Origin of the sequence: Serratia sp. LACPHL-BACT-2024-00286 (assembly GCF_043109535.1) — a bacterium.
Classification (GTDB): Bacteria; Pseudomonadota; Gammaproteobacteria; order Enterobacterales; family Enterobacteriaceae; genus Serratia; species Serratia sarumanii.
This window is the reverse complement of record NZ_JBICNA010000006.1, coordinates 148,787-174,037: the sequence shown is the minus strand read 5'-3', so window position 1 is coordinate 174,037 and position 25,251 is coordinate 148,787. Positions and strand designations below refer to the sequence as shown.

The 25,251-nt window shown below is 59.6% G+C and carries 22 protein-coding genes and 1 other annotated feature; of the genes, 6 read left to right on the top strand and 16 right to left on the bottom strand.

Annotation, left to right across the window (positions count from 1 at the left end; translation table 11 throughout):
- Nucleotides 1-9: 9 nt before the first annotated feature.
- The 4 genes from nhaR to dnaK form a co-directional block, all read right to left on the bottom strand.
- Nucleotides 10-909 (bottom strand): transcriptional activator NhaR, encoded by a 900-nt coding sequence (nhaR, locus tag ACF8MC_RS18870; RefSeq protein WP_004932962.1) that lies wholly within the window; start codon nucleotides 907-909, stop codon nucleotides 10-12.
- Between the two features lie 192 nt (nucleotides 910-1,101).
- Nucleotides 1,102-2,268 (bottom strand): Na+/H+ antiporter NhaA, encoded by a 1,167-nt coding sequence (nhaA, locus tag ACF8MC_RS18865; protein ID WP_033649145.1) that lies wholly within the window; start codon nucleotides 2,266-2,268, stop codon nucleotides 1,102-1,104.
- Between the two features lie 236 nt (nucleotides 2,269-2,504).
- Nucleotides 2,505-3,629 (bottom strand): molecular chaperone DnaJ, encoded by a 1,125-nt coding sequence (gene dnaJ / locus ACF8MC_RS18860; RefSeq protein ID WP_033637051.1) that lies wholly within the window; start codon nucleotides 3,627-3,629, stop codon nucleotides 2,505-2,507.
- 106 nt (nucleotides 3,630-3,735) lie between these two features.
- Nucleotides 3,736-5,649 (bottom strand): molecular chaperone DnaK, encoded by a 1,914-nt coding sequence (dnaK, locus tag ACF8MC_RS18855; protein ID WP_004932972.1) that lies wholly within the window; start codon nucleotides 5,647-5,649, stop codon nucleotides 3,736-3,738.
- Nucleotides 5,650-5,974: 325 nt separating this feature from the next.
- On the opposite strand from dnaK, the gene satP reads away from it, so the two are divergent.
- Entirely contained in the window at nucleotides 5,975-6,574 is a 600-nt protein-coding gene (satP, locus tag ACF8MC_RS18850) for an acetate uptake transporter (RefSeq protein ID WP_033638663.1), read from the top strand.
- A gap of 44 nt (nucleotides 6,575-6,618) precedes the next feature.
- On the opposite strand, the gene ACF8MC_RS18845 is transcribed toward satP, so the two are convergent.
- From ACF8MC_RS18845 to tal, 3 genes are all read right to left on the bottom strand, one after another.
- Nucleotides 6,619-7,926 carry an MFS transporter gene (locus ACF8MC_RS18845; protein ID WP_033637050.1) on the bottom strand — a complete coding sequence of 436 codons (1,308 nt, stop codon included), beginning with the start codon at nucleotides 7,924-7,926 and terminating at the stop codon, nucleotides 6,619-6,621.
- A gap of 124 nt (nucleotides 7,927-8,050) precedes the next feature.
- On the bottom strand, nucleotides 8,051-8,638 hold the full coding sequence (mog, locus tag ACF8MC_RS18840) for a molybdopterin adenylyltransferase (protein ID WP_004932980.1): 588 nt from the start codon (nucleotides 8,636-8,638) through the stop codon (nucleotides 8,051-8,053).
- Nucleotides 8,639-8,788: 150 nt separating this feature from the next.
- The gene (gene tal, locus ACF8MC_RS18835; RefSeq protein ID WP_033637049.1) at nucleotides 8,789-9,742 is read right to left on the bottom strand and encodes a transaldolase; all 954 of its coding nucleotides are present in this window, start codon (nucleotides 9,740-9,742) and stop codon (nucleotides 8,789-8,791) included.
- A 383-nt stretch (nucleotides 9,743-10,125) separates the two neighbouring features.
- Here tal and ACF8MC_RS18830 point away from each other — a divergent pair, with 383 nt between their 5' ends.
- Both ACF8MC_RS18830 and yaaA read left to right on the top strand, forming a co-directional pair.
- Entirely contained in the window at nucleotides 10,126-11,562 is a 1,437-nt protein-coding gene (locus tag ACF8MC_RS18830) for a sodium:alanine symporter family protein (RefSeq protein WP_033637048.1), read from the top strand.
- 106 nt (nucleotides 11,563-11,668) lie between these two features.
- A complete protein-coding gene (gene yaaA, locus ACF8MC_RS18825; RefSeq protein ID WP_033638662.1) occupies nucleotides 11,669-12,445 on the top strand; it encodes a peroxide stress protein YaaA in 777 nt (258 codons plus the stop codon).
- Between the two features lie 46 nt (nucleotides 12,446-12,491).
- Here yaaA and thrC read toward each other — a convergent pair whose 3' ends face one another.
- The 5 genes from thrC to ACF8MC_RS18800 all read right to left on the bottom strand — a co-directional run bounded on the left by thrC (nucleotide 12,492) and on the right by ACF8MC_RS18800 (nucleotide 18,223).
- Nucleotides 12,492-13,781 carry a threonine synthase gene (thrC, locus tag ACF8MC_RS18820; protein ID WP_033637047.1) on the bottom strand — a complete coding sequence of 430 codons (1,290 nt, stop codon included), beginning with the start codon at nucleotides 13,779-13,781 and terminating at the stop codon, nucleotides 12,492-12,494.
- Between the two features lie 3 nt (nucleotides 13,782-13,784).
- A complete protein-coding gene (gene thrB, locus ACF8MC_RS18815) occupies nucleotides 13,785-14,714 on the bottom strand; it encodes a homoserine kinase (RefSeq protein ID WP_047569370.1) in 930 nt (309 codons plus the stop codon).
- A 1-nt stretch (nucleotide 14,715) separates the two neighbouring features.
- Nucleotides 14,716-17,175: a bifunctional aspartate kinase/homoserine dehydrogenase I gene (gene thrA / locus ACF8MC_RS18810; protein WP_033649141.1), complete on the bottom strand. Its 2,460-nt coding sequence runs from the start codon at nucleotides 17,173-17,175 to the stop codon at nucleotides 14,716-14,718.
- A gap of 24 nt (nucleotides 17,176-17,199) precedes the next feature.
- Nucleotides 17,200-17,317, bottom strand: a sequence feature (Thr leader region).
- A complete protein-coding gene (gene thrL / locus ACF8MC_RS18805; RefSeq protein ID WP_086581142.1) occupies nucleotides 17,256-17,324 on the bottom strand; it encodes a thr operon leader peptide in 69 nt (22 codons plus the stop codon). Its footprint overlaps the feature before it by 62 nt.
- Nucleotides 17,325-17,536: 212 nt before the next feature.
- Nucleotides 17,537-18,223, bottom strand: coding sequence for a tRNA/rRNA methyltransferase (locus tag ACF8MC_RS18800; protein ID WP_164105384.1), 687 nt, complete (start codon nucleotides 18,221-18,223; stop codon nucleotides 17,537-17,539).
- 628 nt (nucleotides 18,224-18,851) lie between these two features.
- On the opposite strand from ACF8MC_RS18800, the gene arcA reads away from it, so the two are divergent.
- On the top strand, nucleotides 18,852-19,568 hold the full coding sequence (gene arcA / locus ACF8MC_RS18795) for a two-component system response regulator ArcA (RefSeq protein WP_004933003.1): 717 nt from the start codon (nucleotides 18,852-18,854) through the stop codon (nucleotides 19,566-19,568).
- A gap of 51 nt (nucleotides 19,569-19,619) precedes the next feature.
- On the opposite strand, the gene creA is transcribed toward arcA, so the two are convergent.
- Entirely contained in the window at nucleotides 19,620-20,099 is a 480-nt protein-coding gene (gene creA, locus ACF8MC_RS18790) for a protein CreA (RefSeq protein WP_033637043.1), read from the bottom strand.
- Between the two features lie 342 nt (nucleotides 20,100-20,441).
- On the opposite strand from creA, the gene robA reads away from it, so the two are divergent.
- Complete coding sequence (gene robA, locus ACF8MC_RS18785) at nucleotides 20,442-21,311, top strand: MDR efflux pump AcrAB transcriptional activator RobA (protein WP_392423699.1); 870 nt, start codon at nucleotides 20,442-20,444, stop codon at nucleotides 21,309-21,311.
- Here the strand turns inward: robA and gpmB are convergent.
- Nucleotides 21,308-21,955, bottom strand: a complete 648-nt coding sequence (gene gpmB, locus ACF8MC_RS18780) for a 2,3-diphosphoglycerate-dependent phosphoglycerate mutase GpmB (protein ID WP_025305227.1) — start codon at nucleotides 21,953-21,955, stop codon at nucleotides 21,308-21,310. The genes robA and gpmB overlap by 4 nt on opposite strands.
- A gap of 101 nt (nucleotides 21,956-22,056) precedes the next feature.
- Between gpmB and yjjX the strand changes: the two genes are divergently transcribed.
- Nucleotides 22,057-22,575 carry an inosine/xanthosine triphosphatase gene (gene yjjX / locus ACF8MC_RS18775; protein ID WP_033637040.1) on the top strand — a complete coding sequence of 173 codons (519 nt, stop codon included), beginning with the start codon at nucleotides 22,057-22,059 and terminating at the stop codon, nucleotides 22,573-22,575.
- Between the two features lie 11 nt (nucleotides 22,576-22,586).
- Here yjjX and trpR read toward each other — a convergent pair whose 3' ends face one another.
- The gene (gene trpR, locus ACF8MC_RS18770) at nucleotides 22,587-22,916 is read right to left on the bottom strand and encodes a trp operon repressor (RefSeq protein ID WP_004933017.1); all 330 of its coding nucleotides are present in this window, start codon (nucleotides 22,914-22,916) and stop codon (nucleotides 22,587-22,589) included.
- 54 nt (nucleotides 22,917-22,970) lie between these two features.
- Nucleotides 22,971-24,899 carry a murein transglycosylase gene (sltY, locus tag ACF8MC_RS18765; RefSeq protein ID WP_033637039.1) on the bottom strand — a complete coding sequence of 643 codons (1,929 nt, stop codon included), beginning with the start codon at nucleotides 24,897-24,899 and terminating at the stop codon, nucleotides 22,971-22,973.
- Nucleotides 24,900-25,251 lie beyond the last annotated feature (352 nt).

Here is a 25,251-nt window from a genome sequence, read left to right as displayed (position 1 = left end):
AGTGAACCGCTAGCAGGAAAACAGCGCAGAAAAATCTTTGTTGCACACGCGCTGCACCGCCGGATGCTGGATCATGCGCTCGGCGAAGATGATGTAATACTCCTCCTGCACGCTGTCGATGCGCCCAATCTCCACCACGTTGTCATCGTTGTAGGTATCCTGCGCATACAGCGTCGGCGCCACGAAAATCGCATTGTGATACATGCCGAAGGCCTTCATCAGCGCCGCATCGTCGAACTCGCCCAGGATCTCCACCTGAATGCCCTGCGTATTGAACCAGTTGAGCAGCTTGCGCCCCAGCATCGAGCGGCGGCCGGGGATCAGCAGTTTGCGCTGCTCCAGACAAGCCGGGAACGGCAGCTCCGGCGCCGGCTGGCGGCAGAAGAAACTGATGCCGCACTCGCCCAGCTTCAGCGAGAACAGCCCTTCCTGCTGGCTGGAGTCCACCGGACAATCCGACAGGATCATATCCAGCTTGTGCTGGCTGAGCTGCTCCAGCAGCATCTCGTGCGTCGATTCAAAGCAACGCAGGTGGATCTGTTCGTTGTCTACCACCACCGCCGTTTCCAATACCTGGCTGACCAGGCGCTTCGACAGCGCATCGGCCACGCCGACGTCGAACAGCAGATTCGACTCTTTTCGGTAGTTGACGATATCCAGCATTTCCTGGCTGAGCATAAACATCTTGTCGGCATAACGAAACACCAGTTGCCCCAGCTCCGAAGGCACCAACCCGCGCCCCTGACGTTTGAACAGCTTGCCGTCCAACCGCTCTTCCAGCGCTTTGATCTGGCCGGTGATGGTCTGCGGCGTCAGAAACAACGCTTCGGCGGCACCGACCACGGAACCGGCCTTGCAGACCTGCCAGAAATAGTAAAGGTGATTAAAGTTGATATGCGACATCCTCACGAGCGGCTCTCCTTAACAACGTTTCGCAGCGGCAAACGGTGTGCCGTGACGAGCGACAAACTTCCTTTCCCTGCTTCAGACAACGTATAGCCCCATTAGTCCCAACGAACAACGGCCGAAGCTGCACATATTTTATACCGTGCAGCTCCGACCAGCCATTTTATTATGTGCCCTTACCGGGCACATTCAGGATTAACGTACGCGCGGCAACGCCAGACGCAGCAATCCATACCCTACCACCGCCGCAGCGGTGGAGCCCAACAAGATCCCCAGGCGGGAATAGGTGCTGAGCGCCGCATCCGCATCGCCGAACGCCAGCGAGGCGATAAAAATCGACATGGTGAAACCAATGCCGCAGAGCACCGAAACGGCAAACACCTGTTTGAAGCCGATGCCTTCAGGCAAACGGGCGATGCCCATTTTCACCGCCAGCAGGCTGAAGAGGAAAATCCCCAGCGGCTTACCGATAAACAGGCCGGCCGCAATCCCAACCGGCAGCAGCGACGTCAATCCTTCCAGCGATACGCCCTGCAAAGAAACCCCGGCGTTGGCGAAAGCGAACAGCGGCAGGATCATAAACGCAACCCAGGGGTGCAGCTCATGTTCCAGCGTTTCCGACGGCGACGGCCCCTTCTTGACGTTCAGCGGGATCATAAAGCCGACGATCACCCCGGCCAGCGTCGCGTGCACCCCGGACTTGAGGATCGCGACCCACAACACCAGGCCGACCATCATATACAGCGAGGTTTTACCCACGCCGCGCCAGTTCATCACCGCCAGCAGCACCGTCGCCGCCGCCGCCACGCCCAGCGCCACCATCGACACTTCGTGGGTGTAGAACAGCGCGATGATGATAATCACGCCCAGGTCATCGATGATCGCCAACGCCAACAGGAACACTTTCAGGCTGGTCGGCACGCGGTTGCCCAGCAGCGCCATTACGCCCAGCGCGAAGGCGATATCGGTCGCGGCCGGGATCGCCCAGCCCTGGCGGGTGACTTCATCCGCGCCGTTGAACAGCAGGTAAATCAGCGCCGGCGCCAGCATGCCCCCCAGCGCGGCGATCGCCGGAAACACCGCCTTGTCGCGCCCGGACAGCGAGCCTTGCATCAACTCGCGCTTGACCTCCAGCCCCACCACCAGGAAGAAGATGGCCATCAGGCCGTCGTTGATCCACAGCAGCAGCGGTTTGGCGATCTCCAGCGAAGCAATCTTCACCATCACCGGCAGGTTAAGGAATGCCTGATAGATCCCCTGCGCCGGGGTGTTGGCCATGATCAGGGCGACGATTGCCGCCGCGATCAGAATGATGCCGCCCGCAGCTTCCTGACGTAAAAATTGACGAATGATATTGGTCACAGTACGTCTCTCCAAATCTGTGCAGGGCGTAACGCCCTGCAAACCACAGTCATGAAGTGAGTATAGAGGGCGTTTTAGTTCGAAAAAATAAGTTTATAAATGCTAAATAACTCGATAAAACCGATCGAAAGCACGAATAAGTCACATTATTTATAGGGGATTAGGGGTATGGCGTGCAAATAAAAACCCCGGGACAAACGCCCGGGGTTAGAACATAAACCAACAGAAACAGCAGGTTAGCGAGTCAGATCGTCAAAGAACTTTTTCACCCCGTCGAAGAAGCTCTTCGAACGCGGGCTGTTCTTGTCACCGGACGGGCCACCCAGGCTCTCTTCCAGCTCACGCAGCAGCTGCTTCTGCTTGTCGTTCAGATTGACCGGGGTTTCCACCACCACGCGGCACAGCAGGTCGCCCTGGCTGCCGCCACGCACCGATTTCACACCCTTGCCGCGCATGCGGAACAGCTTGCCGGTTTGGGTCTCCGAAGGCACCTTCAGTTTCACCCGGCCGTCCAGCGTCGGCACTTCAATCTCGCCGCCCAGCGCCGCCATGGCGAAGTTGATCGGCACTTCACAGTACAGGTTATTGCCTTCACGCTCGAAGATCGGGTGCGCCTTCACCTGCACCTGAACGTACAGATCGCCCGCCGGTGCGCCGTGCTCGCCGGCTTCGCCTTCACCCGCCAGGCGGATGCGGTCGCCGGTATCGACGCCGGCCGGAATTTTCACCGACAGCGTTTTGGATTTCTCTACCCGGCCGTGGCCGTGGCACTTGTTGCATGGATCTTTGATGATCTGACCGCGGCCATGGCAGTGCGGACACGCCTGCTGCACGGTGAAGAAGCCCTGGCGCATCTGCACCTGGCCCTGGCCGTGACAGGTTGGGCAGGTCACCGGCGAGCTGCCCGGCTTGGCGCCGCTGCCGTGGCAGACGTCGCACTCTTCCAGCGTCGGGATGCGGATCTCTTTGGTGACGCCACGTACCGCTTCCTCGAGGGTCAGCTCCATGTTATAGCGCAGATCGGAACCGCGGCTGGCGCGCTGACGGCGGCCTCCGCCGAAGATGTCGCCAAACACGTCGCCAAAGATATCGCTGAAGTCGGCACCGCCGCCAAAGCCGCCGCCGCCCATGCCGCCCTGTTCAAAGGCCGCGTGCCCATACTGGTCGTAGGCCGCGCGTTTCTGGTCGTCGGTCAGGACTTCGTAAGCTTCTTTAACTTCTTTAAACTTGATTTCGGCGTCTTGTTCCTGGTTGCGGTCAGGATGGTATTTCATCGCCAGGCGTTTGTACGCCTTTTTGATCTCACGTTCATCCGCCGTCTTGCTGACGCCGAGAATCTCGTAATAGTCTTTCTTCGCCATTCTTTTGCTTACCCTTAACATGCGTGCACGGGCGCAGAGTTGCCTCGACGCCCGTGCTGGTTTCCGGGAACGGCACCTCGGCCGCCCCGTGCCCGCTTAAGGGCGATTATTTTTTGTCTTTAACTTCTTCGAACTCAGCGTCAACCACGTCGTCGTCTTTCTGCGCCGCGTTGTCCGCGCCGGCGTCAGCACCCTGCTGAGCCTGCTGCGCCTGAGCCATTTCCAGCAGTTTGCCGGAAACCTGCACCAGAGCCTGAGTCTTCGCTTCGATCTCGGCTTTGTCTTCGCCTTTCACCGCCGCTTCCAGATCTTTCAGCGCCGCTTCGATCGCCGTTTTGTCTTCCGCCGGCAGTTTGTCGCCCGCTTCTTCCAGCTGCTTGCGCGTGCCGTGGATCAGGTGATCCGCCTGGTTACGCGTCTGCACCAGCTCTTCGAACTTGCGGTCGGCTTCAGCGTTCAGCTCGGCGTCGCGCACCATTTTCTGGATTTCGTCTTCGTTCAGGCCAGAAGATGCCTTGATGGTGATCTTCTGCTCACGGCCGGTGTTCTTGTCTTTGGCAGACACGTGCAGGATGCCGTCGGCATCGATATCGAAGGTCACTTCGATCTGCGCCATGCCGCGCGGTGCCGCCTGGATGCCGTCCAGGTTGAACTGGCCCAGAGATTTGTTATCGCTGGCGCGCTTACGCTCACCCTGCAGCACGTGGATGGTTACCGCAGACTGGTTGTCTTCAGCGGTAGAGAACACCTGGCTGTGCTTGGTCGGGATCGTGGTGTTTTTGGTGATCAGCGGCGTCATCACGCTGCCCATGGTTTCGATACCCAGCGACAGCGGGGTCACGTCCAGCAGCAGAACGTCCTTCACATCACCGGCCAACACGCCGCCCTGTACCGCCGCGCCCACGGCAACCGCTTCGTCCGGGTTCACGTCTTTACGCGGTTCTTTGCCGAAGAAGTCTGCGACTTTCTTCTGCACCATTGGCATACGGGTCTGGCCGCCCACCAGGATCACGTCCTGAATGTCGGAAACCGACAGGCCTGCGTCTTTCAGCGCCACTTTCAGCGGCTCGATAGAGCGCGCAACCAGATCTTCAACCAGCGACTCGAGTTTGGCGCGAGTCACTTTGATGTTCATGTGTTTTGGACCGGTCGCGTCTGCAGTGATGTACGGCAGGTTAACGTCGGTCTGCTGAGCGGAAGACAGTTCGATCTTCGCTTTCTCAGCGGCTTCTTTCAGGCGTTGCATCGCCAGCGGATCGTTGCGCAGATCGATACCCTGATCTTTCTTGAACTCTTCCACCAGGTAGTTGATCAGACGGCTGTCGAAGTCTTCGCCACCCAGGTGGGTGTCACCGTTGGTCGCCAGCACTTCGAAGGTTTTTTCGCCGTCAACGTCGTCGATTTCGATGATGGAGATATCGAAAGTACCGCCGCCCAGGTCATAAACCGCGATGGTGCGGTTGCCGACTTCTTTGTCCAAGCCGTAGGCCAGGGCCGCAGCGGTCGGTTCGTTGATGATGCGTTTTACTTCCAGACCCGCGATGCGGCCGGCGTCTTTGGTCGCCTGACGCTGGGCGTCGTTGAAGTAAGCCGGTACGGTGATAACCGCTTCAGTTACCGGTTCGCCCAGGTAATCTTCCGCCGTTTTCTTCATTTTTTTCAGCACTTCCGCAGAGATCTGCGGCGGAGCCATTTTCTGGCCTTTCACTTCCAGCCAGGCGTCGCCGTTGTCGGCTTCGACGATTTTGTACGGCATGATCGCTTTGTCGCGCTGCGCTTCTTCATCTTGGAAGCGGCGACCGATCAGGCGCTTGATGGCGAACAGGGTGTTTTCAGGGTTGGTCACTGCCTGACGCTTAGCCGGCTGGCCAACCAGAGTTTCACCGTCCTGGGTATATGCGATAATAGAAGGAGTGGTGCGGTCGCCCTCGGCGTTTTCCAGCACGCGTGCCTTGGCACCATCCATAATTGCTACGCAAGAGTTGGTAGTACCCAGGTCGATACCAATAATTTTGCCCATCTAAACGTCTCCACTAAAAAATTCATAATCAGTCAGGTTGCTAACCTATATGCGGGCGATTTTTTGCTTTTCAACTGCCCGATATCTCAGTGCGACCCGCGGTTAGCAGCTGCGGTTGCAAATAAGATGGGGCCATCCAATCCGGCATCAAGGGGCAAGGCGAAAAAAATTTCTTTTTTTTATCGTCATTCAGATCATTGTTTCCGGCTGCGGGGATCATTATGATGCGCGCGCTCTGGTGGAAAACTTCGATTTTTTGGCCATTCAGACCATTTATTATTTTACTTCGCTGTTTCCGTTAATTTTCTGTTATCGCAGAGGACTTATGCACACCAACAAGTTGGCGAATCCCGGCCCTCTCGGCCTGATGGGCTTCGGGATGACCACCGTCTTGCTGAACCTGCACAACGCGGGCTTTTTCCCACTGAACTCCGCCATCATCAGCATGGGGATTTTCTTCGGTGGCCTGGCCCAGATCCTGGCCGGTCTGCTGGAATACAAGAAGGGCAACACCTTCGGCATGACCGCCTTCACCGCCTACGGCAGCTTCTGGCTGAGCCTGGTCGGCCTGCTGCTGCTGCCGCGTCTGGGCCTGGCTGAGGCCACCGAGGCGCACGTGCTGGGCATCTACCTGGCGCTGTGGGGCATCTTCACCCTGTTCATGTTCTTTGGCACCCTGGGCGCCAACCGCGTACTGCAGTTCGTGTTCGCCAGCCTGACGCTGCTGTTCGCCCTGCTGGCCGTCGGCAACATCACCGGCAACCACGCGCTGCTGACCTTCGCCGGTTATGAAGGCATCATCTGCGGCGCCAGCGCCATTTACCTGGCGATGGCCGAAGTGCTCAACGAGCAATACGGCCGCACCGTGCTGCCGATTGGCGAACCGGCCCCGGCACGCGTCGCGACCTCACCGGTCACCGCATAATCGCCCTTCCCTGACGAAAAAGCCCTGCATTGCAGGGCTTTTTTTTAGCTGTAGGAATCGGCTTGCCGCTCCCCGGCTTCGCTGTTCAGGTCGCGATGCAGGTAGACGCCGAGCAGCAGCCCGATGAGCGACAGCGCCAGCACGTAGTAAGCGGGTGCTAACGGGGTTAATTTCATGATCAGCGTCACAAAAATAGGGGTTAAACCGCCAAAAATAGCGTACGAGACGTTATATGAGAACGAGATACCGGTAAACCGCACTTCCGCCGGGAAAGCCCGCACCATCACGTACGGCACGGCCCCCACCACGCCTACGCTGAACCCCACCAGGGCATAGCAGGCGAACAGCATTTCCGGGCGCACGCCCACCGTTTGATAGAACAGCCAGCTGCAGCCGGCCAGCAGCACGCTGCCGACCACCAGCGTTTTGCTGGCGCCGAAGCGATCGGCCGACAAACCGGCGACGATGCAGCCGGCGATCAGCATGATGGTGGCGATGCTGTTGGCCTGCAGCGTCAAGGCCGGCGCGATGCCGAACTGCTTTTGCAGATAGGTCGGGGTCATCAGGATCACCACCACGATGCCGGCGGAGAGCAGCCAGGTCAGCAACATCGACACCGCCACCTCCCGTTTGTGGTTGAGCACCACCGACTTCAGCGGCAGCTCTTCGGCCAGCGCTTTACGCGCCTGCATCTCGATGAAGATCGGCGTTTCCTGCAGCCAACGGCGCAGGTACATCGCCACCAGGCCGAACATGCCGCCCAACAGGAAAGGAATGCGCCAGCCGCCGCCGGCAATGCTCTGCGGGCTGAGCGTGGTGTTGATCACCGTCGCCACCACCGAGCCCAGCAGGATTCCTACCGTCAGCCCGGCGGTCAGCGTGCCGCAGGCGAAGCCGATGCGCCGGCGCGGCACGTGTTCGGCGACGAAGACCCAGGCGCCCGGCACCTCACCGCCGATCGCCGCCCCCTGCAGCACGCGCATCAACAGCAGCAGCAGCGGCGCAGCGATGCCGATGCTGGCGTAGGTCGGCAGCAGGCCCATCGCCAGCGTCGGCAACGCCATCAGCAGAATGCTCAGGGTAAACATCTTTTTGCGGCCGACCAGATCGCCAAAGTGCGCCATCACGATGCCGCCCAGCGGACGGGCCAGATAGCCGGCGGCGAAGATGCCGAAGGTTTGCACCAGCCGCAGCCATTCCGGCATGTCCGCCGGGAAGAACAGATCGCCGACCACGGCGGCAAAGAACACGAAGATGATGAAGTCGTAAAACTCCAGCGCGCCGCCCAACGCGGCCAACGTCAGCGTTTTGTAGTCTTGCCGGTTCAGCCGGCGATTATTGTCGTGAGGCATAGGGCACCGTCGGTAAAGGCTGTAAAAATAAAAGCCGCAGGCTTTCTGTAAAAGAATCCTTACTATAGCGGCAAATTATTTTCACACCAGACGTGCTGAAGCCGATCTCGCAGAACGCTGAAATTTAGAGGTTTATCTCGCGACGCGCGCTCTTTGGCCGAAATGCTGCTACCACCGCGGCGTGCGTTTCGACGTAAGGCCCGTCGAGCAGTTGAATGCAATAAGGCACGCTGGCGAAGATGCCGTGCACCACCGCATTGCCCTGCTCATCTTTTACCCCTTCCAGCGTTTCCTTGATCGACTTCGGCTGGCCGGGCAGGTTGATGATCAGCGCCTGCTTGCGGATCGCCCCCACCTGGCGAGAAAGAATTGCCGTTGGCACATAGTGTAGGCTGATCTGACGCATTTGCTCGCCGAAGCCAGGCATCACGCGATCGGCGATCGCCAGCGTGGCGTCGGGGGTGACGTCGCGTCGCGCCGGCCCGGTGCCGCCGGTGGTCAGCACCAGATGGCAACCCATTTCGTCCACCAGCTCGCACAGCGTCTGTTCAATTTGCGTCTGCTCATCGGGGATCAGCCGGGTTTCCAGCTTGAACGGCGTCGCCAGCGCGCCGCTCAGCCATTCCTCCAGCGCCGGAATGCCTTTATCCTGATAAACGCCGCCGGAAGCGCGGTCGGAAACGGAAACCAAACCAATACGTAAAATATCCATGCGTAACCTCTACAGCCTGATGGGGTCCGAACGGGTTCGTCCCCGTTCTGTTGTCATTGCCGAGAGTATAAGGGCTTCCCCCGCCGGCGGGAGCGTCGGGCATAAAAAAAGGTGGCCTGAGCCACCTTTTTACTGCGCGATCTGCCGGAATTACAGCAGGTCGGCGATCATTTTTTCCAGTTTGCCCTGGTCTACGGCGAACTTGCGGATGCCGTCGGTCAGTTTCTCAACCGCCATCGGATCCTGGTTGTGCTGCCAGTAGAACTCAGGTTCGGTCAGTGCGGCAGGACGCGCCTTCACTTCACCGGTGTAAGACAGTTTACGCTCCAGCGCGCCTTCGCTCTCCGCCAGCTCTTTCAGCAGCGCAGGGGCGATGGTCAGACGGTCGCAGCCGGCCAGTTCGATGATTTCGCCAACGTTACGGAAGCTGGCGCCCATCACCACGGTGTTGTAACCGTGCTGTTTGTAGTACTGGTAAATCTCGGTCACGGAGATCACGCCCGGATCTTCATGCGGGGCGAACTCTTTCTTGTCGCCGTTGGCTTTGTACCAGTCGAGGATACGGCCGACGAACGGCGAGATCAGGTAAACGCCGGCTTCGGCACAGGCGCGAGCCTGAGCGAAGGAGAACAGCAGCGTCAGGTTACAGTTGATGCCTTCTTTCTCCAGCTGCTCCGCCGCGCGGATGCCCTGCCAGGTCGAGGCCAGTTTGATCAGAATGCGATCGTTGCTGATGCCGGCTTCGTTGTACAGCTTGATCAGGCGCTTGGCCTTGGCCACGCTGGCATCGGTGTCGTAAGACAGACGTGCATCCACTTCGGTGGAGATGCGGCCCGGAACCAGTTTGAGGATTTCCAGACCGATGTTGACCGCCAGCTTGTCGGCGGCGTCGGCGATTTGCTGCTCGCGATCGCTGCTCTGGCCGCGCGCCCAGGCGATGGCTTCGTCAATCAGTTTACGGTATTCAGGAATTTGGGCTGCATTGAGGATCAGCGAAGGGTTGGTTGTGGCGTCCTGCGGTTGATACAGCTTCATTGCCGCGATATCACCCGTATCTGCAACCACCGTGGTCAGCTGGCGCAGGGAAGTTAATTTGTCGGTCATGTTGGCATTATCTCATCGTTTGTGCATGAACTTTTGGCATCGTTCAACCATGCCCTGCCCTGATAATAACATGCGCCAAGCCCGGTGCAAGGCTGGAAAACCGCGGCGCGCAGGCATCTGTTTTATCCTTGGGCGAGCAACCGTTTACGCCGATATCTTTCGCCATTACCGAGCGGATGGAAAGGCAATAACGTGCTATTGTCCGAATAAATTATGTTAAATTCGAAAAAATTGATGCAATTCGTCCGCTAATCTGCGAAAAATCTTAATCGACTGACGCCGGACAGATTCCAGCTAAGCTCTTGTAAAAAATAGGCCAATGTTTTTCACCTGCGGTGGATGCTGCAAGGTGCGCATTAAATTTCGATAAAAGGAGGGATCCCTTGACGGACCTGATGAATTTTATAAACAACATTTTGTGGGGGTCGGTACTGATTTATCTGCTGCTCGGCACCGGCATCTACTTCACGTTGCGCACCCGCTTTATCCAGCTCCGCCACTTCAGCCACATGTTCTCGGTGTTGAAAAACAGCAATAAGAGCGACAGCGCCGGCATCTCCTCTTTCCAGGCGCTGTGCACCACGCTGGCGGCGCGCGTCGGCACCGGCAACCTGACCGGCGTCGCCATCGCCCTGACCGCCGGCGGCCCCGGCGCCATCTTCTGGATGTGGGTGGTGGCGTTTATCGGCATGGCCACCTCCTTTGTGGAAAGCTCGCTGGCGCAGCTCTACAAAACCAAAGACGATAACGGCAACTACCGCGGCGGCCCGGCCTACTACATGGAAAAGGGCCTCGGCATGCGCTGGATGGGCGTGCTGTTCTCGATCTTCCTGATCATCGCTTTCGGCCTGGTGTTCAACGCCGTGCAGGCCAACTCCATCGCGCAGGCCTCCGCCGTCGCCTTCCATTTGCAGCCGCTGCACGTCGGCATCGGCCTGGTGCTGCTGAGCGGCGTGGTGATCTTCGGCGGCATCCGCTCCATCGCCAAAGTGGCCGAGCTGGTGGTGCCGCTGATGGCCGGCGCCTACCTGTTGCTGGCCCTCTGGGTGATTGGCCATAACATCGAACACATGCCGGCGATCCTGACGCTGATCTTCAAAAGCGCCTTCGGCCTGCAGGAAGCCGCGGCCGGCGCCGTCGGTTACGGCATCTCCCAGGCGATGACCCAGGGCGTGCAGCGCGGCCTGTTCTCCAACGAAGCCGGCATGGGCTCGGCGCCCAACGCGGCGGCGTCCGCTTCGCCTTATCCGCCGCATCCGGCCTCACAGGGCTATGTGCAAATGCTCGGTGTGTTTATCGATACCATCGTCATCTGCAGCGCCACTGCGGCGATCATCCTCTCCTCCGGCATTCTCGATCAGCCGACCGACAGCATCAGCGGCATCGATCTGACCCAGCGCGCGCTGTCGACCGCCGTCGGCAGCTGGGGGGCGCCGTTCGTCGCCATCGCCATTTTCTTCTTCGCCTTCACCTCGATCATCGCCAACTACGCCTATGCCGAGAGCAACCTGGTGTTCCTCGAGCACAACCATCCGGGCGGCCTGCTGATTTTCCGCTGCGTGGCGTTGGGCATGGTGATGTTCGGCGCGCTGGCGGAGCTGCCGCTGGTGTGGAAAATGGCGGATACCTCCATGGCGCTGATGGCCATCACCAACCTGACGGCCATCCTGTTGCTGTCGCGGGTGGCGCTTAAGCTGGCCGACGACTACCATCGCCAACGCCGTCTGGGCAAGCTGCCGACCTTCGACGCCAACCGTTATCCGGAGCTGAAGTCGCAGCTGGAGCCGGGCGTGTGGGACGACCAAAAGCCGCCGCGCTGAGTTTTCCGGGGCGCGTGCGGTGCGCGCCCCTGCCTATTGGACCGATTGCCCCTTTTTCCCGCGCTTTTTGCTACAGTATCCGCACTTGGATAAACAGGATCTGGCCATGCTCGTTATTATTTCCCCTGCAAAAACTCTCGATTACGACAGCCCGCTGGCGACAGAACGCTTCACGCAGCCCGAAATGCTGGACAAGTCGAAACAGCTGATCAAAATTTGCCGCGAGCTGACACCGGCGCAAATCGCCAGCCTGATGAGCATCAGCGACAAGCTGGCCGGGCTGAACGCCGCGCGCTTTAGCGAGTGGCAGCCGAAATTTACCCCAGACAATGCCCGTCAGGCGCTGCTGGCGTTCAAGGGCGACGTTTACACCGGCCTGCAGGCGCAGGATTTCAGCGAAGCCGATTTCGACTTCGCCCAGCAGCATCTGCGCATGCTGTCCGGCCTGTATGGCGTGCTGCGCCCGCTCGATCTGATGATGCCGTACCGGCTGGAGATGGGCATCAGGCTTGAAAACCCGAAAGGCAAAGACCTGTACAGCTTCTGGGGCGATAAAATCACCCAAAAACTCAACGAAGCGCTGGAGCAGCAGGGCGACGACGTGGTGGTCAACCTGGCGTCCGACGAGTATTTCAAGGCGGTGAAGCCGGCCAAACTGCACGGCGCGCTGATCAAACCGGTGTTCCTCGACGAGAAGAACGGCAAGTACAAGGTCATCAGCTTCTACGCCAAGAAAGCGCGCGGGTTGATGAGCCGCTTTATCATCAAAAATCGCCTGACGCGCAGCGAGCAGCTGGTGGACTTCAACCTGGAAGGCTACGCCTTCGACGAAGCCGCCTCGCAGGGCAATGAACTGGTGTTCAAACGCCCGGAGCAGGCATAAAAAAAGCCGTCGCAAGACGGCTTTTCGCATTCTAGCCTGCCGAACCTCAGGCCGGCAGCGCCATCAGGAACTTGCGCAGCTCGGCAAAGCCGGCCGGCAGCGTGTGCGACAGCAGCGGCAGATCGGCCCGCAGCGCCAGCGCTTTCGGCAACGGCAGCTCCTGGCCGAGGATCGCTTCTACGCTCTCTTTAAACTTGGCCGGGTGCGCGGTGCCGAGGAACAGACCGAACTCCCCTTCCTGCAGCCTATCGCGCAGCGCGCGATAGGCAATGGCCGCGTGCGGTTCGGAGATATAACCCAGCTCGGCCAGTTCACGCATCGTTTCCCGGGTGGTCTCATCGCTGACCGCCGCGTGGCCCAGCTCTTTCAGCTGCCAGACCTTACGACGGAACAGCTCTTCCACGCGCGGCCAGTTGTTCGGCTGGCTGACGTCCATGGCGTTGGACAGCGTCGCGACCGTGGCGTGCGGCTGCCACTGGCCGCTGGTCAGGAAGCGCGGCACGGTGTCGTTGGCGTTGGTGGCGGCAATAAAGCGCTTCACCGGCAGGCCCAGCGACTTGGCCAGCAGCCCGGCGGTCAGATCGCCGAAGTTGCCGCTCGGCACCGAAATCACCAGCTGATTGCGCGCTTCCTGCGGCAGCTGCGCCACCGCTTCGAAGTAGTAGCAGATCTGCGCCAGCAAGCGGCTGATGTTGATCGAGTTGGCCGAGTTCAGGTGCAGCGCGTCCTTCAATTCCCGATCGTCGAACGCCTGCTTCACCAGCGCCTGGCAAGCATCGAAGTCGCCGTCGATCGCTACGGTGTGAATGTTGCCGCCCAGAGTACAGAACAGCTTCTCCTGCAGCGGACTGATTTTGCCCTGCGGATAGAGGATCACCACCCGGACGTTTTTCAGGCCGTAGAAGGCGTGCGCCACGGCGGCGCCGGTGTCGCCGGAGGTGGCGGTCAAAATGGTCACCGGCTGATCGCCGGCCACTTCCGCCAGCATCTGCGCCATAAAGCGGCCGCCGAAGTCTTTGAACGCCAGCGTCGGGCCGTGGAACAGCTCCAGGCAGGAGACGTCTTCGGTCACTTTCGCCACCGGCGCCGGGAACTCAAAAGCGGCCTGCACGCGTTTCTTCAGCGCCGCTTCCGGCACCTCTTCGCCGATAAAGGCCGACAGAATGCGGCTGCTGCGGGTGACAAAGTCCTGCTCCAGCAGCTGGTCTATCTCGGTCAGTTCGAACTCCGGCAGCTCCAGCGGGAAGAACAGCCCCTGCTGCTTGCCCAGGCCTTGTTTTATCGCCTGCGCGAAGCTGACCTGCTCGTTGTGATCCTTAAGGTTGTACAGTTTCATGCGTTATCCCAGTAGTCGAGCGCCTGCGGTATCCAGACGGCAAATATGAACAAAACCTTCGTCGTTTTGCAGATAGTGTTGTTGCAGCCAGGCGGCCATGCGCTGCGCGGTGGCGCCGTCGTTGCAGACGGCGAACAGCGTCGGGCCGGAGCCGGAGATGCCGCAGGCCAGCGCGCCGATGTCCTGCGCCGCCTTGCGCGCTTCGGCGAAGCCCGGCAGCAGCCGGGTGCGGTACGGTTCGGCGATCACGTCCTGCATCAATTTGGCGGCCAGCTGCGGCTGACGGGTGTGGCAGGCATGGATAAAGCCGGCCAGATAGCGACCGTGGCTGATGCAATCCTGACGACGGTATTGCGCGGGTAAAATGGCGCGCGCTTCGGCGGTGGAGACCTTGATGCCCGGATAGGCCATGACCCACAGCCAATCGTCGAAGCACGGCACCTCCTGGCTGATGATGCCTTCTTCTTCCAGCATCAGCTGCAGGCCGCCAAGGTAGCAAGGCGCCACGTTATCGTAATGCACGCTGCCGGAAATGCGGCCTTCCAGCTCGCCCATCAGGCCGAGCAGCGTCGTCTCATCCAGCGGCCGATCGCAGAATTCGTTCATCGCCATCAGCCCGGCCACCACCGAACAGGCGCTGGAGCCCAGCCCCGATCCGATCGGCATGTTCTTTTCCAACCGCATCGCCACCGGCACTTCGCGGCCGATCTCTTGGCAGAAGCGCTCCCAGCATTGATAAACGATGTTCTCTTTCGGCTCGGCCGGCAGCTTGCTGACGAAGCGCCCGGCATTCTGCAAACTGAACGTCTCGGCGGCTTCTACGCTGACGCAGTCGCCCAGCAGCGTGCCGTCGATCGGCGAAACCGCCGCGCCCAGCACATCGAAACCGACGCTGACGTTACCGATCGAGGCCGGTGCATACACCTTAACCATATTAAACTCCCAACTTCCATGACAGTGTGCGCAGCAGATCGGCGAACACGCCCGCTGCGGTCACATCGTTACCGGCGCCGTAGCCGCGCAGCACCAGCGGCAGCGGCTGATAGTAGCGGCTGTAGAAGGCCAGCGCGTTCTCGCCGTTCTTCACTTTATACAACGGATCGTTGCCGTCCACCGCCTCGATGCGCACCTTGCAGCGGCCTTCGTCGATCAGGCCGACATAGCGCAGCACCTTGCCTTGCTCGGCGGCGTTGGCCACGTTGCGCGCGAACTCTTTATCCAGCTCCGGCAGGCGCGCCAGGAACTGATCCACGTCGCCCGACGCGTCGAAGGACGGCGGCAGCACCGACTCGACCTCGATATCGCTCAGCTCCAGCTTGTAACCGGCCTCACGCGCCAGGATCAGCAGCTTGCGCGCCACGTCCATACCGGACAGATCGTCGCGCGGATCCGGCTCGGTGTAGCCGTTGGCCCGGGCCTGCAGGGTCGCCGCCGACAGCGATAGCCCTTCGTCCAGCTTGCCGAAGATAAAGGACAGCGAGCCGGACAGGATGCCGGAGAAGCGCACCAGCTCATCGCCGGCGTTCAGCAGGTTTTGCAGGTTCTCAATCACCGGCAAACCGGCGCCGACGTTGGTGTCGTAGAGGAACTTGCGGTGCGAACCGGCGGCCGCCGCGCGCAGTTGCTGATAATAGTTCATCGACGAGGTGTTGGCCTTTTTGTTCGGCGTCACCACGTGGAAACCGTCCGCCAGGAAGTCCACATACTGATCGGCCACCGCCTGGCTGGAAGTGCAGTCGACGATCACCGGGTTCAGCAGGTGATACTCCTTCACCAGCCGGATCAGGCGGCCGAGATTGAACGGCTCCTGCGCGCCGGCCAGCTCGTCGCGCCAGCTGTCCAGCGCGATGCCGTGCACGTTGGTCAGCATCACGCGTGAATTGGCGATGCCGCACACCCGCAGGTCGATATGCTTTTGCTTCAGCCACGGCTGCTGGCGGTAGATCTGCTCGATCAGCGCTCCGCCAACGCCGCCGACGCCGATGACGAACACTTCGATCACCTGATCGGTGTTGAACAGCATCTGGTGACTGACGCGCACGCCGGTGGTGGCGGATTCATTGCTGACCACCACCGAGATTGAACGCTCGGAAGAGCCCTGGGCGATGGCGACGATATTGATGTTGGCGCGCGCCAGCGCGGAGAAGAAGCGCGCGGAGATGCCGCGCAGGGTGCGCATGCCGTCGCCGACTACCGAGATGATCGCCAGGCGTTCCATCACGTCCAGCGGATCCAGCACGCCGTCTTTCAACTCCAGATAGAACTCCTCCTCCAGCGCGCGGCGCGCGCGCAGCAGTTCGCCCTGCGGCACGCAGAAGCTGATGCTGTATTCGGAAGAGGATTGGGTGATCAGCACCACCGAAATGCCGGCGCGCGACATCACGGCGAACACTCGCGCGGCCATGCCGACCATGCCTTTCATGCCCGGGCCGGAGACGTTGATCATCGCCATGTTGTTCAGGTTGGTGATGCCTTTCACCGGCATCGCGTCATCGGTGCTGTCTTTGCCGATCAGCGTGCCGGGGGCCTGCGGGTTGGAGGTGTTTTTAATCAGGCAAGGGATTTGGAATTGGGCAATCGGCGTGATGGTGCGAGGGTGCAGCACTTTGGCGCCGAAATAGGAGAGTTCCATCGCCTCCTGATACGACATCGACTTCAGCAGCCTGGCGTCCGGTACGGTGCGCGGATCGCAGGTATACACGCCGTCGACGTCGGTCCAGATCTCGCAACAGTCGGCGCGCAGGCAGGCGGCCAGCACCGCGGCGGAATAGTCGGAGCCGTTGCGGCCCAGCACCACCAGTTCACCCTTGTCGTTACCGGCGGTGAAACCGGCCATCAGCACGATGTGGTCGGCCGGGATCGCCGCCGCGGCGATGCGTAGCGTGGACTCGGCGATGTCCACCGTGGACTCCAGGTAGTGGCCCTGCGCCAGCAGTTTCTCCACCGGGTTGATCACCGTGACCGGGTAGCCCTTGGCGCGGAACACCCCTTCCATGATGGCGATGGAGAGCTTTTCGCCGCGGCAGATGATCGCCGCGTTCACGCTGTCCGGGCACTGCCCCAGCAGCGAAACGCCGTGCAGCACCTGTTTGAGCTGCGCGAACTCCTGATCGACCACGCCTTTCAAGCGATCGTATTCAAAGCCCGGCAGCGCCTGCGCCAGGCCGCTCAGCAGATCGGCAAAGATCCGCTCGGCGTCGCTGATATTCGGCAGAATGTCCTGGCCCGCCACCGTTTTGTCGATCATCGCCACCAGATGGTTGGTGATCTTTGCGGGGGCGGACAAGACCGTGGCTACCTGTCCCTGACGCGCATTACTCTCCATGATGTCGGCAACGCGCAGAAAACGTTCTGCATTCGCCACCGAGGTTCCGCCAAATTTCAGCACTCGCATGTGTAATCTCTCCGAATTTAAGCCGAAAAAAAAGCCCGCACTGATTAGGTGCGGGCTTTTTTCTGTGTTTCCTGTGCGCGTCAGCCCGCCCCGTTACCTGTGGTATCGGTGGTGGTAATAATTGTGGTTTTCAGGCTGATGTTGCGCATGTTGTCTGTCTGTCTCATGAAATACTCTGTCCCCTCTATTGGTTAAAGCAATCGCTATCCCAAGTCAAACTATTTCTTTTTTTTGCTTATTTTCCGTTCAGCGACGGTAATGCGCGATGCAACAGGTGAAAAGCAAAACGACAGAACAAAAAAACAGCTTAAAGCCGATTTACCAGTGGATCACGCTGGGTAACCGTCTGATGGAGCCGCTATCACTTGGCGAGTTTTTTTTCGATGTCGTGCAGCAGCGTATGCAACATCGCCGTATCGCGCTGTTGCAGCACGCCGAGTCGCTGGTGCAGCCAGTCGCGCAATTTTTGGTCATCGCCGACATCCAATGCGTTCAACAAGGCATCGGCGCGGTGGCGCAGCGCCTTGAGCTGCCCTTCCGACGCCACCGTTTCCTGCGGCGTGCTGACGCCCATCAAGCTCGCCAACTGGTAGCAGTACACCATCACCGCCTGGCCCAGGTTAAGCGACGGATAGTCCGCCTGCATCGGCACGCCGGTCAGCAAATCCGCCAGCGCCAGTTCTTCGTTGGTCAGGCCGGAATCTTCGCGGCCGAACACCAGCGCGGCCTGGCCGACCCACTGCTTGCGCTCGCTCAGCTGTTCCAGCAGCTCGGGCGGCGTGCAGTAGTAGTGAAAACGCGCGCGGCTGCGGGCGGTAGTGGCGACGGTGAAATCCACGTCCGCCAGCGCCTGTTCCAGCGTGGCGAACGTTTGCACGCCGTCGAGGATCTCGCCGGCCCCGTGTGCCACCCAGCGCGCCGCCGGCTGCAGGTGCGCCTCGCTGTCAACGATGCGCAACGACGTGAAGCCCATGGTTTTCATCGCGCGCGCCGCCGCGCCGACATTTTCCGGCCGCGCCGGAGCCACTAAAACAATATGAAGTTGCATCACTCTTCCACCGAAGGCAGGCCTGCGTTTTGACGGTGGCGCAGCGCCCGCTTATATTTACAATTGCGTAACAATAAACGCGTTAATAGCAACAAACAAGATTAAACGGCTCGTTGAGCTAATAAACCCGTCGTAATAGTCATTATTCGTGCTTATGTTTTACTGCATTTATTTATCAATGAGTTAAAACAAAGCGATGATCAATAAACGAATAATTGTATCCTATCGGGCCGGATAATGCTGAATCGTTCACAGAATTTGAGGTTCTGTGACTTAAACTGGCATTTCTGTAAGTGTTTTTCACAAATCTGTTAACGTGCTACAATTGAATTTGATATATGTCAACAAAGCGTAGTTTTGTTGGGTGATGAATTCGGCACGCGCTGTTATATTGCTGTTAATGGGGTTAGGATATGCGCCAATTTGGCACCCCAGGGGTTGTAGGGAACAGCATCCCCACCAGGCTAGCGATCTTGTTGACATGAGATGGAAAGTGCATCAAGAACGAGTTTACGTACTTTAGTCATTTGCTGAGAGGGAACGTGGCGCTATCTCTGCCCTCCTCTAAGAAAACAAAGACTTCTGTACTTCCGATTTTCTATTTTGTTGGCAATTTTAGGTAGCAAATATGCAGACCCCGCACATTCTGATTGTCGAAGACGAGTTAGTCACTCGTAACACCCTGAAGAGCATTTTCGAGGCGGAAGGCTACATTGTTCATGAAGCCAATGATGGTGCAGAGATGCACAATATCCTGTCTGAAAATGATATCAATCTGGTCATCATGGACATCAACCTGCCAGGCAAAAACGGCCTGCTGTTGGCGCGCGAACTGCGTGAACAGGCCAGCGTCGCCTTGATGTTCCTGACCGGTCGCGATAACGAAGTGGACAAAATCCTCGGCCTGGAAATCGGCGCCGACGATTACATCACCAAGCCGTTCAACCCGCGTGAGCTGACCATCCGCGCGCGCAACCTGCTGTCGCGCACCATGAACCTGGGCAGCCTCGGCGAAGAGCGCCGCCTGGTCGAGAGCTACAAGTTCAACGGTTGGGAGCTGGACATCAACAGCCGCTCGCTGATCAGCCCGGCCGGCGAACAGTACAAGCTGCCGCGCAGCGAATTCCGCGCCATGCTGCACTTCTGCGAAAACCCGGGCAAGATCCAGTCCCGCGGCGAACTGCTGAAGAAAATGACCGGCCGCGAGCTGAAGCCGCATGACCGCACAGTGGACGTCACCATCCGTCGCATTCGCAAACACTTCGAATCGACGCCGGACACGCCGGAAATCATCGCCACCATTCACGGCGAAGGCTACCGCTTCTGCGGCGATCTGGAAGAGTAATTCCGGCCTGCCGTCATGAAAACGGGGTTCAGCATGCTGAACCCCGTTTTTTTATTTCGTCTCAGCCCACGGCATGATCGGCACCGCGCTCAGGGCATTCTTCGGCGAACCGTCGATCACCTTGTCGGAGTAGCTCAGGTAAATAAGCGAATTGCGCTTGGCGTCGTAGAAGCGCACCACCTGCAGCTTCTTGAACACCAGCGAGGTGCGTTTCTGGAATACCACCTCGCCTTCCGACTTGCCGTTTTTGATCTTGTCGCTCAGTTCGATAGGCCCCACCTGCTGGCAGGAAATGGCCGCGTCGGCGGTGTCTTCCGCCAGCCCCAGACCGCCTTTGATGCCGCCGGTTTTGGCGCGGCTGATATAACAAGTTACATTTTTAACATCCGGATCGTCGAACGCTTCCACCACGATTTTGTGGTCCGGCCCCAACAATTTAAACACGGTATCAACGGAGCCCACCTGCTCCGCCTGCGCGCTGCCAACGGTTGCGCAAACCAAACCGAATAAAAATATCCAGCCTTTTTTCATTTACTTAACTCCGATATAACCTTGCCGCAAAAATAGGTTCGGCGATCGCCATTATTTATGTCTAAGCTCACGGAATCGGTTTTTTACGGGTCCGCACCGTCCGTTTTAGCACAGAGCGTGACAAAAATCTTTGAGAGTCGCGGAGTAAAAAAATTGCTATGATGCGGCGTCGTTATTTCTTTGCGCCCACTACGGTGTACCCCAATCCAACTCTGGCGCGGCAAGCGCAGCAGAGGCAAAGAGTGCAACGCATAATGGCTCATGGATCGGTCTGATAGCGCAGCACCAGCGTGACGAATCAACAGTTCGGGTTCCTACCCCCAAGCTTTACGAGGAAGATCTATGGATCAAGCCGGTATCATTCGTGATCTGCTTAGCTGGCTGGAAAGCCATTTGGACCAACCCTTGTCGCTGGATAACGTGGCGGCCAAGGCCGGCTACTCCAAATGGCACCTGCAACGGATGTTCAAAGATATTACCGGTAACGCCATCGGTGCTTACATCCGGGCAAGGAGGCTGTCCAAAGCCGCCGTCGCGCTGCGTTTGACCAGCCGGCCGATTTTGGATATCGCCCTGCAGTATCGCTTCGACTCGCAGCAGACCTTCACCCGCGCCTTCAAAAAACAGTTTGCGCAAACGCCGGCGCTGTACCGCCGCGCCGAGGACTGGAACGCATTCGGCATCTGCCCGCCGATCCGTCTGGGGGCTTTCACCCTGCCGCAGCCGGAATTCGTCTCGCTGCCGGACAAGCGCCTGGTCGGCCTGACCCAAAGCTACTCCTGTACGCTGGAACAGATCACCACCGTGAGCACCGAGCTGCGCTCGCAGTTCTGGCGTCAGTTCCTCGGTGACGTCGAAACCCTGCCGCCGGTGCTGTACGGGCTGCACCACTCGCGGCCGAGCCAGGAAAAGGACGACGAACAGGAAGTGCTGTACACCACGGCGCTGGAGCCGGATCAGGTGCCTGACAAGGCGCAGGAAGGCCAGCCGCTGGTGTTGCCGGGCGGTGAGTTTGCGATGTTCAGCTACGAAGGGCCCACTGAGGGCCTGCAAGACTTTATTCTGACGGTCTACGGCACCTGCCTGCCGGCGCTCCAGCTGACGCGCCGCAAAGGGCACGACATCGAACGTTTCTACCCGAAAGGCGAGCGCCGTCCGCATCAGGCGCCTATCGAGATCAAGTGCGACTACCTGATCCCGATTCGGCGTTAACGCTGCAGTTCGTCCAACGCGGGCATGTCCAGATGCGTGACATCGCCCGCGGTCTCCACGATCCAGCCGGAAGCCAGCCACGGGCTCTGCTGGTGATCGACGCGCGACAGTGAACAGTTGCGCAAGCGCAAACGGCGTTCCGCATAGGCCGGCAGCCCCAGCACCGTACTGATCAAACACCCCAACGCGATGCCATGGCTGACGAGCAGCGGTTTGCTGCCTTCCGGCAGCATCAGGCAGCTCTCCAGCGCGGCGCGCATGCGCTCGCCCAGTTCCTCCATGGATTCGCCTTGAGGGATACGGCCGTCAGGAGTACCATCGACCATCTGTTTGCGCCACTGCTCTTCCTGCGGCGTCAAACTGTCGATCAGGCGTTCTTCCAGAACCCCCATGTGCAGCTCACGCAAACGCGGATCGCCTATCACTTCGCAGCCACAGGCTTCGGCGATGATCTGCGCGGTGCGGCGCGTGCGCCCCAGATCGCTGGTAATGATGTGCGTAATGCCTTCCTTACTGACGCGCCTGGCGACCAGACGGGCCTGGTGTTCACCCATGGCGGTTAACGGGCTGTCGGACTGACCCTGGATGCGGCGAGCCGCGTTCCATTCCGTTTCGCCATGGCGAACGAGGTATACCTGTAACATTTTTGTTTTCCGTTATACTGCGTGAAATTTGCGTTTATCCCCGGCCCGGCGGCGCTTTTGCCGCTGCCCGGCGTATCGGCCAGAAGGATATCAAACCCGTTATGTACCATGTTGTCGCTGCAACTACCAACCCGGCAAAGATCAAGGCTATTCAACTCGCCTTCGATGACGTCTTTGGCGCGAACCAATACCGCATTGAATCCGTTGACGTCGCCAGCGGCGTCTCGCTGCAGCCGATAGGCAACCACGAAACCCGCACCGGCTCGCGTCAACGCGTCATGGAAGCGCGCCAGGTCAGGCCCGAGGCCGATTTTTGGGTCGGCGTGGAAGCCGGGATTGAAGAGAATATGACCTTCGCCTGGATGACCATCGAGAACCCGCACATCCGCGGCGAATCCCGCTCGGCGAGCCTGATGCTGCCGGAAGTCATCTTACAAGGTATTCGCGCCGGTCGCGAATTGGGCAGCGAAATGGCGGCGATCACCGGCAATGCCGAGGTGAAGCGCCAGGGCGGCGCCATCGGCGTCTTCACCGACGGCCGGCTGAGCCGCACCAGCGTTTACCACCAGGCGCTGCTGCTGGCGCTGGTGCCGTTTCACAACGCCATCTATCAGCAATAGCACCGATCCCGCTAGGGCGCGTCGTGCAACAGCTGCTGCTCAAGCCACTGTTTCAGCTCGGGTGAAGCCGCTTTCAGGCTGTTCGAGCCGCGGGTGATGGTGGCGATCCCCGCGCCCAGTTCATTTTTCAGCTCGCGCTGGCTCATCTCGCCGCGCATCAGTTCCTGAATGATCCGCACCCGGGTGCCCAGCGCGGTGCGCTCGTCCGGCGTCAGCATCAGCTGCAGCAACGGTTGATGCAGCTCTTGCGCAAACGAATTCTGCAGCAGCGCGACGAAGCGCAGCCAATCCTCATTGCCTTGTTCTGAAAGAGCGGGGTCGTTTAACGATAATTGCGTCATGGCAGCCACCATACTATTTAACTAGTACAGCAGCATACCATAGGGCCGTCAAAATCAATAACGTCTCTGCCACTCGGCGTCGGTCAGCACCTTGGCCGGCCGGTGCGTCAGATAACGGTAAAACGCATCGTAGGCCAGCACATTCTTGACGTAGCCGCGGGTTTCAGAGAACGGAATGCTTTCGATGAACGCCACCGGATCGATACGCCCCGCGCTGTTGCCCAGCCACGTGTTCACCCGTGACGGGCCGGCGTTATAGGCGGCGCTCGACAGGATGCGGTTGCGGCCGAACTGCTGATAGACCGACTCCAGATAGCTGGTGCCGATGGTGATGTTGGTCTGCGGATCGAACAGCTGGCTCGGGCCGACGTAGCCGGGAATATTGAACATCTGCACCGTATGCTGCGCGGTGCGCGGCATCACCTGCATCAGGCCGGAAGCGCCAACCGGCGACTGCGCCTTCGGATTCCAGGCGCTCTCCTGGCGCGCTATCGCCATCGCGTAGCTGGTGGTGATCCCCTTGTCATCGGTGGCGCGGCGGAACTCCTGCGGCCAGGCGACCGGGAAGCGCTCCTCCAGATGATCCCACAGCTTGCCGACGATGGTCGCCTGCACGCTCAGATCGGCCCATTTTTGCTCAAAGGCGTAGCGCGCCAGCGCCTCTTGTTCCGGCCGGCTGCGGCTGGCGACGTAGGAGCCCCACTCGCTGCGGGCCAGGTTGTCCATGTTCCAGTACATCAGCTCGCGCACCCGGGCAACCTCCGGCCCGTCGACCAGCGACGCGCGCGGCTTGGCCGCCACCGCCACCATCACCGGATAAGTGGCGTTCAGCTTCTGCGCCGCCGCCATCGGATAGAAGCCGCGTTCGGTCATCAGGTTACGCAATATCTCCTCGCCTTCGGCGCGTTTGCCTTCGTCCATCAACTGACTGGCGCGCCAGTAGCGCCACTCATCCTTGTTGCGCGACGCCTCCGGCAGGCGGGCCAGCCAGGTCGCCACGCCCTGCCGATCGCCGTTGCCCAACGCCATGCGCACCCGGCGCTCCAGCAGCGAAGGCGAACGGCTGCGCAGAATCACCCGATCGCGCCACTGCGCCTGTTCATAGGTGGCATCGCTGCCCATCAGGCGCCAGGCCACCGCCTCTTCCAGCCCCAGCCGCTCGTCGTCGCTCATTTTCTGCAGCCGCGCGAGCGTCGGGATCATCGCCCGCGCGTTTTCCACATCCTGCCGCGCCAGGCGTTCAAAGGCGATGCCGGTGGCGGCGCGGGTAAAGTCGGTCGGCCCCACGCTGCGGGCGAAGGCTTCCACGGTGGTCGGATCGTTTTGCAAGCGCACCAGGGCGTTGCCCATGGTTTGGTAGTCGGCCGGCAGCTGGCTGTAGAGGTTGCTGACCAGCGAACTGTTGCCCTCCTTCAACGCCAGCTTCATGCGCGCCAGAATATCCAGCGGCGTCTGCTTGCCTGCGCCGCGCCAGACGCTGAACAGCCGATCGCAGGCGCCCGGCAGCGTTTTGCCGTTCAGCCACAGTTCGTCGGCGCCGCTCCAGGCCGCCTGCTGATCGCCGGTGGCCCACTTGGCGTAGTAATAATTGCAGCGCGCCGCCACCGGTTTGGGCGGCTGCGGGCTGAAGGCCAACAGGGTGCGCCAGTCTTCGCGCCGCGCCAGCTCATTGACGAAGCGCGGGGCCAGTGATTTCGCCGGCGGCAGCGTCGGGTTGCGTTTGATAAAGTCGTTCACCTCGGAGAACCCCGCCTGGCTCAGATCCTGTGTCAGCTCGCGGTATTCCAGGTAAGGATAAAGCGGATAATCGCGCAGCGTCGGCATCAGCTGCGCCACCACGCCCATCTGATTGCCGTCCCATGCCTGTTTGATCTGCTGGTAGCGCTGACGTTGCGCATCCAGAGAATCCGCCAGCGCCGCGCCTGAAAACGCCGTCAGGCACAGGCCCATTGCCAACAGCCGTCGCTTGTCCACCTTGACCATCCTCGCTCTTTCCTCACTGGTTGGACCGCAGGAGCCGCCCAGCTCCCCGGTGACCGCCGCGCCACGGCGCAGCGGGACAAAATAAAGCCGGGCGCACGGCCCGGACGCAGATATCTACCATAGACAGCGCAATCGCTCATCCATTCAATACTGTAGAAGAAGAAGTGTATCGCCATGACGGGAGCCAGGTAAAAAACGTTTACTTTGGCTGACAAATCAGGCCGACGGGATATTTCCAGCCACCGGATTTTTATTAGCCACCCCGGCATTTATAAGAGAAGTAAAATAATTTTTAATTATTAGCTATGACATTATTGCATTTTCGAGATGACGCCGCCGTTGCGCAAATCGC

Coding starts and splice junctions, on each gene's coding strand:
- dnaJ (WP_033637051.1), bottom strand. CDS start 3,629: ATGGCGAAGAAAGACTATTACGAGATTCTCGGCGTCAGCAAGACGGCG.
- dnaK (WP_004932972.1), bottom strand. CDS start 5,649: ATGGGCAAAATTATTGGTATCGACCTGGGTACTACCAACTCTTGCGTA.
- satP (WP_033638663.1), top strand. CDS start 5,975: ATGCACACCAACAAGTTGGCGAATCCCGGCCCTCTCGGCCTGATGGGC.
- ACF8MC_RS18845 (WP_033637050.1), bottom strand. CDS start 7,926: ATGCCTCACGACAATAATCGCCGGCTGAACCGGCAAGACTACAAAACG.
- mog (WP_004932980.1), bottom strand. CDS start 8,638: ATGGATATTTTACGTATTGGTTTGGTTTCCGTTTCCGACCGCGCTTCC.
- tal (WP_033637049.1), bottom strand. CDS start 9,742: ATGACCGACAAATTAACTTCCCTGCGCCAGCTGACCACGGTGGTTGCA.
- yaaA (WP_033638662.1), top strand. CDS start 11,669: ATGCTCGTTATTATTTCCCCTGCAAAAACTCTCGATTACGACAGCCCG.
- thrC (WP_033637047.1), bottom strand. CDS start 13,781: ATGAAACTGTACAACCTTAAGGATCACAACGAGCAGGTCAGCTTCGCG.
- thrB (WP_047569370.1), bottom strand. CDS start 14,714: ATGGTTAAGGTGTATGCACCGGCCTCGATCGGTAACGTCAGCGTCGGT.
- thrA (WP_033649141.1), bottom strand. CDS start 17,175: ATGCGAGTGCTGAAATTTGGCGGAACCTCGGTGGCGAATGCAGAACGT.
- ACF8MC_RS18800 (WP_164105384.1), bottom strand. CDS start 18,223: ATGCAACTTCATATTGTTTTAGTGGCTCCGGCGCGGCCGGAAAATGTC.
- arcA (WP_004933003.1), top strand. CDS start 18,852: ATGCAGACCCCGCACATTCTGATTGTCGAAGACGAGTTAGTCACTCGT.
- creA (WP_033637043.1), bottom strand. CDS start 20,099: ATGAAAAAAGGCTGGATATTTTTATTCGGTTTGGTTTGCGCAACCGTT.
- robA (WP_392423699.1), top strand. CDS start 20,442: ATGGATCAAGCCGGTATCATTCGTGATCTGCTTAGCTGGCTGGAAAGC.
- gpmB (WP_025305227.1), bottom strand. CDS start 21,955: ATGTTACAGGTATACCTCGTTCGCCATGGCGAAACGGAATGGAACGCG.
- yjjX (WP_033637040.1), top strand. CDS start 22,057: ATGTACCATGTTGTCGCTGCAACTACCAACCCGGCAAAGATCAAGGCT.
- trpR (WP_004933017.1), bottom strand. CDS start 22,916: ATGACGCAATTATCGTTAAACGACCCCGCTCTTTCAGAACAAGGCAAT.
- sltY (WP_033637039.1), bottom strand. CDS start 24,899: ATGGTCAAGGTGGACAAGCGACGGCTGTTGGCAATGGGCCTGTGCCTG.